Source organism: Campylobacter sp. 19-13652 (genome assembly GCF_019702925.1).
GTDB lineage: Bacteria > Campylobacterota > Campylobacteria > Campylobacterales > Campylobacteraceae > Campylobacter_A.
The window spans coordinates 1,508,066-1,520,344 of record NZ_AP024713.1 but is presented as its reverse complement, the minus strand read 5'-3'; the positions used below and the strand labels follow the sequence as shown (position 1 = coordinate 1,520,344).

The window sequence follows — 12,279 nt, the reverse complement described above, 5'->3', positions numbered from 1 at the left end:
AACTAATAAATTCTTAGTTTATAGTAAGCGCAATAGTTCCAGCTGTATCTGCTTGAGCATTTAGTGAGTCTAGGCTAACGCCAGCTAGTTTGACTAAATGATCAGTCACAGCTATTTTATTTGTACCTGTAGCAACGTTGTGAAGCAGGTATGTGTCTCCCTTATACGCAAAAGCGTATACTGTATTTTCTTTGTCATTCGTTGATAGTAGCGTATTTGCAGCTTCAGTTAGTGTGTTAGCATTTATTACTGTTCCTTTAGTAAAGTTAAGCGCAACATCTCCAAAAGTTATCTTATCTCCGGTATTTAGGCTAGTAAGTGTTACCACATTTGCAGCAGCAGCTGTAGTTACCGCAGCTGTTAGAACAAATGTATCGTTTCCTTCTCCACCGTCGATGGTTAGGTTAGTTCCTGTGACAGCACCTGTAGTGATGGTGTCATCTCCAGCGCCAGCTGATATGGCTAGCTTGTGAGCACTTAGTCCTACTGCGGCTGCGCTTATATCTATAGCGTCGTTTCCGTTACCTGTTTTAATAGCTGTAAGTCCGGTGTTGCCCGCATTTAGAGCTATTGCGCTGTGTCCGTAGTTAGCTAGTGTGCTGATGTCGATTGTTTTTAAATTTGCTGCAGCTGTGTTTAGGCTAGCAAAGCTAACGCCATTAGCAGTCAGAGATTGTCCATCTTTTAGATCGCCTGTTAGGGTTACTGAGCCGATGTTTGCGCCACCCATAGTTACAGCTACATTATCTTGTCCTAGTGAGCCAGTTATATTGGCTTTAAAGTCTGTAAGCGCTTGAGCTGTGCCATTTTTTGCTGTTAGAGCTATATTGCCAGTTGCATCTATTGCCTGAAGCAGAGAGCCTTTGTATGTAACATCTGCTGCTGTTATAGCTCCTACTGCATTAGCTGCCATAGTTTGGCTTAGGTCTACGACAGCTTTTTGTGCTGATATAGTGCCTAGTGTGACTTTTCCGCCCATATCATCAACTGTTACGTTTACGTTTGCATTGGTGCTAGCTATGTTTCCCACATTTAAAGTACCATTTAGCCCACTTGCAGACACTGAGATGTCTCCGCTATTGTTTGTGCTAGTTAGTGCGCCTACTGTTACGTTTCCTGAGGCGTTTGTAACGCTTACGTCTACGCTAGATGTAGCAGATGTTAGACCGCCTACGTTTACTGTGCTTTTTGCGTTTGATACGTCTAGGCTGATTTTGCCACCTGTTGATGTGATAGAGTTGCCGTTTGCTATAGCCAATGCTCCACTTACCCCATTTACAGATATATTAACATCACCACCTACGTCTGAATCTGCACCATTAAAGATGGTAGCTGCTCCTTTTAGGTCGGTGGCTTTTACATTAGCTACTGCGCCACTGTTTTGTCTGCTATTTACTGAACCAAATGTCAGACCAGCCTGAAGACCACTAGCATTAACTTCTAAACCATTTGAGTTATTTAAATCCCCTATATTTCCTAGTGTAACTGCTGAATTAGCATTTGTACCAGATAGTTTTATCTCACTAACTTTAGTTAAATTTGTAGATGTATTAGCCGCTGAAATAAGTCTAAATGCACCATCTGTGCTAATATTTAATATCTCGATATTATTTGCGTTAGCATTGGTTATTGTAACGTTTGTGGCATCAGTTGACTTTACATTGGCTATTAAATTTTGCACTTGAGGAGTTGCCAAAGTTAGACCTTGAGTGCCTTTTACTGCGTCTAGTGCTAATTCTATGGTACTAGCTTTTTGGGCTGTAATAGTGTTTGATTCTAGAGAATTTGATAAATTATCAAAATGTACTTTTAAAGCCGTCACATCTGCTGCAATAACAGAGCCACCAAAACCTTCTGCTGTATTTGCTGTGACTGGGTCTGTGTTTACGTAGTTTATCTCACTTAGGCTAGTACCTGTTATTGTAACTGCTGATGTAGCCGCTGCTGGAGCTGCTGTGTTTTTATCGTTAACGATGTTTAGTTTAGATATGGATGAATTTGCTATCCTTATGTTTTGGGTTGCACCTAGCTCTTTTAGGCTAAGCTCTTTTATGCCGCTAGCATCACTCATTTCTAGCATAGAGTTATCTGCAGCTATTGTGTTAATCTTTAAAGACTCTATGTTTGAAGCAGAAAGCTTATGTGTTCCTTGGTATCCCTCGTAAATCAGAGTATCATCTCCGTTGCCACCGTCTACAGTAAGGACTCCTGATGTATTTGCAAGATATACCTTATCGTTTCCGCTACCTAGTTTTACGCTTTTAAGTGATGTTGCGCTTCTTAGGTCGGCATCTAAATCGCCAGTTAAAGCACTAGCGTCTACATTTACCACTCCAGTACCTGCAGTAGTAAGCTCTAAATTTGCACTACCTTCTATGTTTAGGGTGCCGTTTGCTGCTGTTTGTACGTTGTTGATATAGCTTGCCTCACCCTTTGTTGTGATGTTTATGGTTTCTATGGATTGATTGCCAACAGCTACCGCTTTTGTATTATTTGCTGTGCGCTCTACATTTTCACTTCTAGCTGCTCCAATTCCATCTAGTGTGATTTTTTGTACATCGGAAGTACCTTCTAGTGCATTAGTTGTATAATTTACATTAATACCATTAGTTGCTTTTACGCCTTGAGCTGACACTTCTACTATATTTGCTAGATTTTGGACAGTAGCGCCTTGCTCACCTTTTATCACAATTTCATTTAATCCAGATATTTTATCTGCATTGAACGCTCTTGTAACACTTGTGGTTCCTTTTAACTCAAGTACTTCAACACCCTTTAACCCCTTACCAGCAGCAAATCCTGTAAAATTTGCCCCTAATTCAACAGCTAATTTATCAGTACCTTCTTTACCATCTACTGTATAGTCAGGTTTTAAGGTATTATCATTTGGCAAAGAACTAACTACTGCAGTAAACAGATCATTTTTATCTGTACCATTGTATACTTTATCGGTAGAATTTAAAGCAGTTGTACTATCATACTTTGTAGTATCTTCTCCGTTTACAACACTTTCAATCCAAGCTTTTGCAGCGGTGTCAGAACCATCTGTTGTTACAAGTGTAAGTGCTTTAGTAAAGTTTTGAAAATCGTAATTTTCAAACTTTTTATATTTTATTAAGTTTAAATTCTTAAAACCCCATATTATAGGGATTTTAAGTTATTTTTAGTATGTTAAATTTTGCTTAATCCCTCCTCACTCTCATAAACACAGCAAAGCGCGGTATGCCTTTTGAGGTGAGATTTAGGTATTTATACGTGATTATTTCGCCTATTTTAGGTGGGTTTAATCTTACTTCATCACTAAAGCCAGAGCCTATTTTAAAGCGTTTGCCATCTTTTGTCTCGCAGGTTATTGAACCTAGCATATTTTTAAATTTACCCTTTCCTTCGTTTAGCGAGATGACCTGACACTCGGCGTCTATGAAGCGCTTGTATTTTAAGTCTTTATTGCTTTTGCCCCATTTATAGGCGTGCGTAGGTTCCCTTATCACTACTCCTTCGCCGCCTATTTTTACGATTTCATCTAGCATTTTATCAAGCTCTTGCCTGTTTTTTATTTTGTGCTGAGCTATGATTTTTATCCTAGATTTTGAGGCGTTATCAAGGCTATCGATGTATTTTTGCACCACGCTTAATCTTTCTAAAAGCCCACCTTTTTGCATTGGAGCGTCAAAGATATTGTAGCTTACTTCTCGCCAAGCGTTTACGTCTGGGGTTTGATCCATGACCACGCTTTGAGTGCGCTCAAAACTCTCTCTAGCTATCCATAGCTCGCCGTCTACCTCAAATGGCGGTAAGATAGCCAAAAGCTCATCTGGGGCTTGTATTTTCTTTCCCTGACGGCTTAAAAGCTCCTTTGTGTCCCAGTATGCCCGCACTCCATCTAGTTTTTCGCTTGCTAGCCAGCCTGATATGTCCTGACCGCTATAAATTCCCAGCTTTAGTATCTCAAAGGCTGATAAATTTAGGCAAAATAGTGCAATAGAAATTATAAATTTTATCATTTACTCACTCATATTAGGGGATTAAATTTATGATTATACCAAAAAGTTAATAAAAAATTTATTATTTATTAACTTGCACGCTAAAAATTTGAGCCAAAGTTTTTATATCATCTATATCAACTTCTTTTATATTAATATTATAAAGATTTCTTAGTGTATTTTCTGAGAGTATCTCGTCGGTTTTTCCAAAGGCGTAGCTTAAATCGGGTAGCAAAACGAGCGTCTTATCCGCCACAGCTAGGGCGTGCGTGGGCTGATGAGTGGTAAAGACTATGCTCGTTTTCTTGCCGTCTAGTCCGCTTTTAAGCTTGCTAATTAGGCTTAGAATTTTATCTTGATTTTTCAAATCCAAAGCACTGGCTGGCTCGTCTAAAAACAGCACATCGCTCCTGCTTGCGACTGCTCTAGCAAACAGCACGAGCTGCTTCTGTCCGCCGCTTAGGCTATTAAATTTAGCCTTTGCTAGCTCACTTATACCCAAAAGTTTCATAGCATCAGTTGCGATTTGTCTATCGCTAATGCTAGGCGTGCTAAAGACCGATATATCCCTAGCGCGTCCCATAACTACGACATCTAGGCAAGAATAATCAAAGCTAAGGCTAAAGCTTTGCGGCAAAAAGGCATAAGTGGCGTTTTGCTTGATTGTGCCGCTTTTGGGGTTAATTAGCCCTATTAGGCAGTTTAAAAGCGTACTTTTTCCCTGCCCATTTAGCCCTAAAATCGCCAGCACTTCGCCCCTTTTAATCTCAAAGCTAAGCTCCTTAAAACACCACGAGCTATCATCATAATAAAAGCTTATCGAGCTTGCACTAAGCAGATTTTGCACCTATGCTCCTTTTTAAAAGTAGGGCAAAAATGGGGCTTCCTATGAGTGCGTTTAGTATGCCAAGAGGTATTTCAGTGCTTGCCACTGCCCTTGCTACGTCATCTACAACGAGCATAAAAATCGCCCCAAAGACAAAGCTAGCTGGCACGCTTCTGGTATGATCTGCGCCTACGATTAGCCTTGTGATATGAGGCACCACTAGCCCCACCCAGCCGATATTTCCGCTGATTGAGACTTGCGCAGCGATTAAAAGCGTGCAAAGCAGGAGTATCACGCCTTGTAAAAGTGTGGCGTTTATCCCCATGGTACGCAGGTCTTGCTCGCTTAGGCTTAGTAAATTTAATCTATACCGCATAAGCACGAGCGCACCCCCACAAGGCAGCGTGATAATCACCATAAGCCACAGCTTGCTCGCGTCTGCGCCCACGAAGCTGCCAAGCAGCCAGTAGATGATGTTTGGCAACACTTCTTCGCTATCAGATAGATACTGCACTAGGCTAATGAGTGCGGCAAATACGCCATTTATGACTATGCCAGCAAGCACGAGCGAGAAAATATCTGAGCCTTTGGTGTAAGTAGCGATGAGATAAAGAATAAATAGTGCAAGCACCCCAAAGCCAAACGCCGCCGCTGTAATCCCATAGCCTCCAAGCCCAAATAAAATCGCCAAAGCTCCGCCAAAGGCTGCTGCAGTGCTAACGCCTACGATATGTGGTCCTACTAGCGGATTTTTAAACACGCCTTGTAGGCTAATGCCCACAAGCCCCAGCACCCCACCACACAGGCTAGCTAGCAGTATGCGCGGTAGCCTAATGTCGTAAATCACGCTATTTGCCACGTCGCTACTGCCATAAAAAAGCGTAGCCATAAGCTCACTGGGCGTAAGCGAATATCTGCCAAGCCCAAGCGAGAAAATCGCAACAGCTAGCCAAAGCAAGAGCAGCGCTAAAAACCTAAAACGCATTAAATTTAAATTTGGCTCATTTTTGATAGCTGGTGCGGTAGAATTTATGATAAAACTCCTGCACCTTTGCGTCTAAATCGATGTGGGCTAGCTCGTCTTTATAAAGCGTCTTTGCCACCCAAAGCTCGCCTAGTGCCATATCGCTAGCACTAGGGTGTCCCCAGGCTTTGGCATATTCGGGCATTAGGTAAATTTGTCCGCTTTTAAGCGCTTGTAGCGAGCTTAGTGCGCTTGTGTTTTTTATCTCATCGATGGCTTGTGGGTATCTATTTTGGGCAAATATCACCTCTGGGTTCCATTTTAAAATTTGCTCTGGGCTTACCTTTGCATAGCCTTTTATTGTACTTGCGGCGACATTTACTGCTCCGGCTCGTCTAAATAGCACCTCAGGATATTTTCCACTGCCGTAAGTCTCAAAAAATGGCACCGCTACATAGACCGTTTTTAGCTGCTTTTTTTCTGCTAAAAACGCAAGCTCTTTTTTTATCTCGGCTTGCGCTTTTTTGACGTAGTCTATGAGTTCTTGCGCCTCGGTTTCGCGGTTTGCGACTGTGCCTAGTATGCGCACAGCCTCGTAAAACCCATCATCATATGCGTTAAATGCGTCTTTTAAATTTGGGTGCTGTTTATATTTTTCGTCGCTGCTTACGCTAAAAAAGCTCATGGCTACCACAGGCACGCCAGCGTTTTCTAGCTTGTTTATGTACTCTTTTGGCATGTAATTTGCCACGATGACTACGTCTGGTTTGAGTGCTAGGGTGGCTTCTAAATTTATGCTGTTTAAATCTCCGACTATGGGTAGATTAGGTAGGTTTGGGGCTAGTTTTGTGTAGTTTGAACCTAGTCTATTTTGCCAGCTTTTTTGTATGCCGACTACTTTTGATAGAGCGTTTATTTCGTTTAATAAATTTAGGCTTTGGTGCTGTAGGACGACTATGCGCTCTACATTATTTGGTAGGATTATTTTGCGTCCTGTTTGGTCTATTATTTCGCGACTTGCGAGGATATTTCCGCAAAAAATCGCCACAATAAAAATAATATTTAAAATTTTCATCTTTATCCTTTTTAAAAAGATATATTTTATCATAAACTATAAAGTTTAAAATTAAATTTAGGTAGATTTTTAGTTTTGCATGATTAAAAAGATTTTAATGGATAAATCAAGTGTGAGCTGGCGGACAGGGAGGGAGTTACACCATATGGCTTTCAAATTTCGTATTTTACGGGATTTTGTGGTGTTTAAGGTTTGTGAAAATGGGTGCAAGGTTACAGATAGGGTTACAAATTGCAAACGCTTAGAAAGTTTTGGAGTTTTTGCCAAATGCTTTAAAGCAGTGGGGCAAGCTTGATAAATAGGGCTTTAAATTAGGCGTCTGCCCCAAATATTACAAATGGGGCAAATTTAACGCTTTTGGGCGGTTATTCGTTGTATGCTTCTTTTAAAATTTTAATTACTCGCTCGTCTCGTGCTTTGACGTTTTGAATGTAATTATCTAGCGAACAAAATAAATCAAACGCCAAATCTAAGACGGCGTAAGATCGATTTTCGTTGTCATCGTTAATTTTGTACTTGTCTAAAAGCTTGCTAAATCTCTCAAGTTGCTTTTGGTGATTGGGGTCGCTTGTCCCCCCCCCCCCCCATATTTTGGGCGTGGATTGTCTGTGATGTTTGTTGTGTGGTTTTCATAATACCCCCTTTGATTTAAATTTATCTTTTAAAAAGGGGTCGTATTAGGCTAGTTTTGGGCGTCCTTTGGTTTTTCTTTCTTTTTGTAAAAGAATGTTACATAAACCGCCATTATTAGCGTAAAAATGACTGCTAAGTCTTTTCCGTCCATTTTAGCCCCTTATTTTATTGATGATGTATGCGCTAGCCACGACTAAAAACCACGCTCTAAGGTCGCTTAAGTCGTCGTGTAGCACGTCATAAATTCCATTTACGATAAGTCCGTAAAAAACTGCTCTTATTGCTTCCATAATACCAAAGCCAAAACTAATTTTTAACAACCCCCATTTTAAAGAACTCGCCTTAAGTCAAGAGAGATTTAAAATTTTAGTGCTGGGCTTTTCTTTCTTGTAGCTTTAATTTCACAAAGCCATAGCCCACAAAAAGCAGGCAAGCTGTGGTTAAAGCTAAGATAATGTCTTGTCCTGTCATCTCTTAAATCTCCTTTGTAGGTGAAATGCTCCTGCCATAATGGCAACGCTACTAATGGTAATGTAGGCGTTTGCAAGGCTAAGCTCTCCATTTAGCAAGCCATAGCTACCATTTACAAACAAACCTAAGCCTATGTTTTTAACTAACTCTAAAAGCTCTATCATAGCTTAGTTTAATATTGCGGTTTTCTCTTTCTTATCTCTCTTACAAGCATAAATCCCACGCAAACGCAAAGGACTGCCCCAAAGATTACAAAAAGCTCTTGATTACTCATTGTCTCCCCCTTTGTAGGTAGATTGCTGAAGTCATTAAAAAAATGCCTTCAAATACCGCCCACGCTCCAAGCTCGCTATTGTCTGAAAACTGCCACGCATAAGCACCATTTACAAAAATGCCTAAACCTATGTTTTTGATTAATTCAGTCATTTCAGAATTCTAACAGCACTTTTCTTAAAACTCTCTTGATGTTAAAGAACTCAAGCCGTCTTAACAGCTTGCAAGCAAAATCATAGCATACGATTTTTTGCAAGCTTAAATCTTTCTTGATTTTTGCTTAAGTCATTTACCTTCATTTATAAAACTATTTTTTTTGCGTTTAAGCTTTGATTTTTAAATTTGATACTAAATGCGACTAAATGAAACATATTTTAAGCGTTTTACTGGTAGGATAAGGGCAAAAACAAGGGGGCAAAAATGCAGACAAATACAGACGTGCAAGGCGTCAGCCTTATGGGGCTTTACGCAAGCTTAAACGAGTATGCAAGGGAGCTAAATAAAAATCCTGATGAAATGCTAGCCCAAGCGATTGAGGATTATCTCGATAGGCTAGATTTGGCAATTGCAGAGAGTAGGCTCGGTGAGCAAAGTCTTAACGCTGATGAGGCTAGGAGATTTATTAATGAGCTTTAAAGCGGAGTTTGAAATTGGGGGCTTGTAGTCTGTTGGGTCTTTGTATTCACTCAGCCGAAAATTAGGCTTAGTGCTTTAAAAGTAAACAATACTTTGCCTAACACTTTGCCAAAATATCCCACGCATAAAATCAAAACACCCCATTTGGTCGGCGTTTTAAGCCCTAGAGATTTACCTACCCCCACCCGTTAAAAAGTAAACAATACTTTGCCATTAAAATAAACTGGCAAAGTGTTTTAAGCCAAAGCCAAATCCGCCCTTACTAGCGTGGTAAGATACTTTGAGCGGTTTTTACTCACTCTGTCAATCGCTTCAAGCACGCTTTTAGGCATTGTAATATTTATTCTTACGCTTGGGTCGTTTAGTGGGTCAGTTGGCTCTTTTATGCTTAGCCCCTCTTTTAAGTCTGTTTCAATGACAAAAGCAAAGGCTTTTTTAACATCCTCAATCGCCTCGGCATAGCTCTCGCCGTCCCCCATAATGCCTGGAAAATCACGATAATAAGCATAATACCCACCACCCTCATCAAGCGGACGGACGATAATCTCATATGGCAAATTTAAATAATAGTTTAGGTCTTTCATCTACTCCCCTTTTATGGCTTTTAGTGCGGTTTTTACGTAGCAGGCTTTTACTGGTTTTTTGTATGGTATGGTGATTGTATCTTTCCCAAGTTTTCTAAACTGCCAATGCGAAGTCGCATTATTTGACGCTACATACCCCACTCGCTCAAGCAGTTTTTTAATATCCTCAAATCTTGCGTTGGTTGGGTTATTTTCTAGCTCTTTAATAAGCTTATCTAATTGGCTCACTCTCTTTCCTTTATGCGTAGTATCATACTTATTTTTGGCTTTGGCTTTGCTTATGGCGGTTTTGTTTGCTGGATTTGGCTAAACCTGCCACTTTTGCAGACTTTGGAATTTTTACTATTACTACGTAATAGTACTTTTTTTAAAGTCTGCAAAAATTTTAAAATCCTGACAGAGAAAATATTTTTGCGGCACTGACGACCCCTGTACGCAAACAACACAAAAAGAACCTATTAAATTATGGTGGTGCGTTTATTGTTTGCTTGGGTTTGGGTGTTATTTTTGCTTTTTGGAGGTTAAATTTATTGCTAAATCTTAGCTTTTTAAACCCTTTCTTGCTAGGCTTGATTTTCTTTGCGGATTTGGCTTTAAAAACAGGCTTTAAAAGCTTTGATTTTGGGCTAGTTTTTGCTAAGCTTAAAAACTGCTCACAAGCCCGCACTGGTCGGCGTTTTGGCTGGGTATAAGCAGAAAAATAATCGATTAACTTATTAGGGGCAAAAATATCAAAGCTTAAAGAGCTTAAATCTGCCTTGCTAAAGCTTGTGTTTTTGCTCGCTTTTACTATGGTCTTTTGCACTCTTTTAAGGGCTGTTGATTTAGAGCTAAAAAACGAGCCTTTAAAACAAAACTCAAGGCGACTAATACCTGCGTATGGCTTTGCATAAGTTTTGATGTCTAATCGCTCATTTGTGCGTTTATGGCGTGCTTTTTCGGCTGGGGTCTTAAAATATGTCGTGTTTTTAAATTTAAACGCCTCTCGCTTTGTGTTTTTGGCTATTTGGGCGTTGTCTTTGCTCGCTAGACGTGGCGTGTCTAGGGCTATGTCTAGGCGTGCAAGTTTCACGTCCTTGCCTGCTTTGTCTATTAGCTTTAAGACTTCGATGAGGTCAGTCCGCATTAGCTCGCTTGTCTGGCTGTATTGTGCTAGCCCTTTAAAAGTGAGTTTAAAAGACTTCGCCCGCTTGTGCTTTGTGATTAGGCAGCTTATCCCCCGCTTTGTGTGGTATGTCCCTAGGTAGTCATAGGCTTTTGCGTTTAGCCTCTCTTTTTTGGCTAGGGCTTTTACCTCATCGGCGTTAAACTCTCCTATGCTCTTATGCTCTACGACTACGCCCACAGATTTTAACGCCTCAAGTTGTGAGCTATCAAGCTCAAGGGCTAAGCTGTCAATATTTAAAACTGGGGTTTGGCTTGGGTTTTGGGGTTTTGCGTTTGTATGATTATTTTTGCTTTTGTTTGAAACAGTTTTGGGGGTGGGTTTTCTTTGGCGGGGAGCTTTTTGGCTAGCTATCCCCGCCCGTATCATCGGGCGTTATTGCCCTTGTTGGGGCGTAGGATTTGCCACTTTTTGCTGGGTTAAAAAGGCTTTTGCCTTGTTGATGTCCTTTATGCTTCGCCACCTTACTCTTGCGTTGCCTATTATGCCCTCTCGGTGTTGGCATATGCCCGCCCGCTCTAGCTCAACAAAATAAACATTTGGATTTGATATGCCTGTTACTTGGCTGGCTGTTATCTCGCCACGCTCAAGCATTAGGCGGATTAATCTTGTTTTGTGTGTTAATTTTACTGACATAATTGGTCCTTAAAATTTAAAGGACTACAAAGCTAAATTTAGAGATAATCAATTTGCTTTTTTGTTTGCTCTCTTGCTTTGTAGTCTTAGTAAGGGGGCTTTTATCTTATCCCCAACTTTTTTTCTAGCTCTTTTAAGCTCTCACTAGCCACTTGCATTTTTAAAAACAAATCAAAAGCACAATTAAAAGCCCCGTCGCTAGCAAAATCTGCCCGCTTAGCCCCATAAGCTAAAAGGTGCTTATTAAAGGCTTTTCTTTGGGCTTTGGCTGTGGCTTGCTCGGAGCTAAGCATTATCGAGTTTGCAGGCTCACTCATCTTTTAAGTACTCCGCCCAAAGCTCGTTTATGCGTGCTTGCATTGCTTCATTGCTCTTAAGTAGCTTTTTTATGCCCTTAGCTGTGAAATAAATGCTAGCTTCTGGCTTTATCCCACTTTCTGATACGCTTACGCCGTGGCTGATGTCATAATGCTTGCCACGCTTTAGGCTTAAAAGGTCTATGCCATACTCGCCACAACACAAATCGGCGTCAAATACTGCGCCTAGCCCGTGATAGATGTAAATTTGCTGGAGTATTTCCCAGCGTTTGAAAGCTTGTTTACTTGCTTTCATTTACGCCCCCTTTTAAGAAAAATGCGTCAAGCTCTTTTTTGCTAAATAGCGTAACGCAAGGCGATATTTTCATAGCTTTAAAATAGCCCTCCTTTGCGTATCGCCATATTGTCGCCCTACTTACGCCGTAGTAGCGTCCTGCCTGTCCTGCCCTGATTGTAACGGGCTCTATCGCGTCAAGATTAATGCTTGGCTTGTATGCCATTGGGTTCCCCCTTGTGGATTAAATTTCGCTTTGATGGTTTGATTGCGAAAATCTGAAACACTGCAAAGCGATGGGAGAATTATGCGGATTTTGCGGGAGTTTTTCAACGGAAAAAATTTTCCGACAAGTTTTAAAAAATTGCTGTTTTGTGGGTTTTTTGGTCTGCTTTGCTTGTGTGGTATTGCTCTAAAAGCCCCAAAATAACGGACTTTTATT

16 protein-coding genes are annotated in these 12,279 nt (G+C 40.6%); 1 reads left to right on the top strand and 15 read right to left on the bottom strand.

Going from position 1 to position 12,279, the window contains the following annotated elements; all coding sequences use genetic code 11:
- Positions 1-13: 13 nt before the first annotated feature.
- From LBC_RS07360 to LBC_RS07325, 8 genes are all read right to left on the bottom strand, one after another.
- Positions 14-2,893, bottom strand: coding sequence for a hypothetical protein (locus tag LBC_RS07360; protein ID WP_221253795.1), 2,880 nt, complete (start codon positions 2,891-2,893; stop codon positions 14-16).
- Between the two features lie 289 nt (positions 2,894-3,182).
- Positions 3,183-4,004 carry a DNA ligase gene (locus LBC_RS07355; RefSeq protein ID WP_221253794.1) on the bottom strand — a complete coding sequence of 274 codons (822 nt, stop codon included), beginning with the start codon at positions 4,002-4,004 and terminating at the stop codon, positions 3,183-3,185.
- Positions 4,005-4,065: 61 nt separating this feature from the next.
- Complete coding sequence (locus tag LBC_RS07350; protein ID WP_221253793.1) at positions 4,066-4,830, bottom strand: ABC transporter ATP-binding protein; 765 nt, start codon at positions 4,828-4,830, stop codon at positions 4,066-4,068.
- A complete protein-coding gene (locus LBC_RS07345; RefSeq protein ID WP_221253792.1) occupies positions 4,814-5,794 on the bottom strand; it encodes an iron ABC transporter permease in 981 nt (326 codons plus the stop codon). The genes LBC_RS07350 and LBC_RS07345 overlap by 17 nt, the downstream gene beginning before the upstream one ends.
- Positions 5,795-5,810: 16 nt before the next feature.
- Positions 5,811-6,848 (bottom strand): ABC transporter substrate-binding protein, encoded by a 1,038-nt coding sequence (locus LBC_RS07340; RefSeq protein WP_221253791.1) that lies wholly within the window; start codon positions 6,846-6,848, stop codon positions 5,811-5,813.
- A 785-nt stretch (positions 6,849-7,633) separates the two neighbouring features.
- On the bottom strand, positions 7,634-7,771 hold the full coding sequence (locus LBC_RS07335) for a hypothetical protein (protein ID WP_221253790.1): 138 nt from the start codon (positions 7,769-7,771) through the stop codon (positions 7,634-7,636).
- A gap of 177 nt (positions 7,772-7,948) precedes the next feature.
- Positions 7,949-8,116 carry a hypothetical protein gene (locus LBC_RS07330; protein ID WP_221253789.1) on the bottom strand — a complete coding sequence of 56 codons (168 nt, stop codon included), beginning with the start codon at positions 8,114-8,116 and terminating at the stop codon, positions 7,949-7,951.
- A gap of 106 nt (positions 8,117-8,222) precedes the next feature.
- Positions 8,223-8,378, bottom strand: a complete 156-nt coding sequence (locus LBC_RS07325; RefSeq protein ID WP_221253788.1) for a hypothetical protein — start codon at positions 8,376-8,378, stop codon at positions 8,223-8,225.
- 267 nt (positions 8,379-8,645) lie between these two features.
- Between LBC_RS07325 and LBC_RS07320 the strand changes: the two genes are divergently transcribed.
- Positions 8,646-8,861, top strand: a complete 216-nt coding sequence (locus LBC_RS07320; protein ID WP_221253787.1) for a hypothetical protein — start codon at positions 8,646-8,648, stop codon at positions 8,859-8,861.
- 236 nt (positions 8,862-9,097) lie between these two features.
- On the opposite strand, the gene LBC_RS07315 is transcribed toward LBC_RS07320, so the two are convergent.
- The 7 genes from LBC_RS07315 to LBC_RS07285 all read right to left on the bottom strand — a co-directional run bounded on the left by LBC_RS07315 (position 9,098) and on the right by LBC_RS07285 (position 12,063).
- The gene (locus LBC_RS07315) at positions 9,098-9,445 is read right to left on the bottom strand and encodes a type II toxin-antitoxin system HicB family antitoxin (protein ID WP_221253786.1); all 348 of its coding nucleotides are present in this window, start codon (positions 9,443-9,445) and stop codon (positions 9,098-9,100) included.
- Positions 9,446-9,673, bottom strand: coding sequence for a type II toxin-antitoxin system HicA family toxin (locus tag LBC_RS07310; RefSeq protein ID WP_221253785.1), 228 nt, complete (start codon positions 9,671-9,673; stop codon positions 9,446-9,448). It abuts the gene before it with no gap.
- A 235-nt stretch (positions 9,674-9,908) separates the two neighbouring features.
- Positions 9,909-10,979: a hypothetical protein gene (locus LBC_RS07305; protein ID WP_221253784.1), complete on the bottom strand. Its 1,071-nt coding sequence runs from the start codon at positions 10,977-10,979 to the stop codon at positions 9,909-9,911.
- A 6-nt stretch (positions 10,980-10,985) separates the two neighbouring features.
- Entirely contained in the window at positions 10,986-11,246 is a 261-nt protein-coding gene (locus LBC_RS07300; protein WP_221253783.1) for a hypothetical protein, read from the bottom strand.
- 101 nt (positions 11,247-11,347) lie between these two features.
- Positions 11,348-11,563, bottom strand: coding sequence for a hypothetical protein (locus LBC_RS07295; protein ID WP_221253782.1), 216 nt, complete (start codon positions 11,561-11,563; stop codon positions 11,348-11,350).
- Complete coding sequence (locus LBC_RS07290; RefSeq protein ID WP_221253781.1) at positions 11,556-11,858, bottom strand: hypothetical protein; 303 nt, start codon at positions 11,856-11,858, stop codon at positions 11,556-11,558. Before LBC_RS07290 ends, LBC_RS07295 begins: the two co-directional genes overlap by 8 nt.
- A complete protein-coding gene (locus LBC_RS07285) occupies positions 11,845-12,063 on the bottom strand; it encodes an AlpA family transcriptional regulator (protein WP_221253780.1) in 219 nt (72 codons plus the stop codon). The genes LBC_RS07290 and LBC_RS07285 overlap by 14 nt, the downstream gene beginning before the upstream one ends.
- Between the last annotated feature and the right edge of the window lie 216 nt (positions 12,064-12,279).